At 24.7% G+C, this 726-nt stretch carries 2 protein-coding genes; both read right to left on the reverse strand.

Annotated features, from left to right (window positions below):
* Positions 1-39 precede the first annotated feature (39 nt).
* Complete coding sequence (locus tag L8V85_RS08295; protein WP_002789000.1) at positions 40-309, reverse strand: type II toxin-antitoxin system YafQ family toxin; 270 nt, start codon at positions 307-309, stop codon at positions 40-42.
* Entirely contained in the window at positions 299-520 is a 222-nt protein-coding gene (locus L8V85_RS08300) for a hypothetical protein (RefSeq protein ID WP_263737825.1), read from the reverse strand. Before L8V85_RS08300 ends, L8V85_RS08295 begins: the two co-directional genes overlap by 11 nt.
* Positions 521-726: the final 206 nt, after the last annotated feature.

Below are 726 nucleotides of genomic sequence, written 5' to 3' on the forward strand. Positions count from 1 at the left end.
ATGGATTTTTATTAACTTGATTAATTTAACTTCAATTATTTAAAACAACTCACTATGAGAACCTATATTAATACAGGTTAAAATAAGCTTATCATCTTGTTTTTGATAAATTAAGAGCAAATCAGGTTTTACATGACACTCTCTAAGCTCTTTAAATTCACCTTTTAGTTTATGATCTTTGTATTTTCTTTCAAGAGTTTCATTGTTAGATAAGCGATAAACTATTTCATCTACCAAATCTTTTTCTTTTAGTGTTAGCTTCTTGTAATTTTTCTTGTATTCTTTTAAAACTCTAATTTCATATTTCACGCATAGCCTTTTTATACTCATCAAAGTTTTTAAAAGTTTCATACTCTCCATTTTTCATTTCTTCTAAAGCTTTTTTCATAGAACTTTGTTTTTTCTCATCTGGGATATCATACTCTAATAAACAATAAGTAGCTCTTAGGCTTTTAGCCAAACTCTCAAAAACAGGCAAAAAATCCTTATCAAATCCACTAATTTCAATTTTGATAGCCATTTAAATATCCTTTCTTGTATAATTTTATTTTTTGTTATAACATAAAGGATTTTATTATAACATACTCTCCAAGCATAAATAAAGGGGTTTCTAGTGCCAACAATTCTAGTCTACTTTTGTAAAATATTTTTGTTCAAATATAATAAAAGCATTTATAATTCTAAAAATAATATATAGAAAATATAAAAATTAAAAACCGTTTGCTT

The organism is Campylobacter sp. IFREMER_LSEM_CL2090 (assembly GCF_025771865.1).
Taxonomy (GTDB): Bacteria; Campylobacterota; Campylobacteria; order Campylobacterales; family Campylobacteraceae; genus Campylobacter_D; species Campylobacter_D lari_D.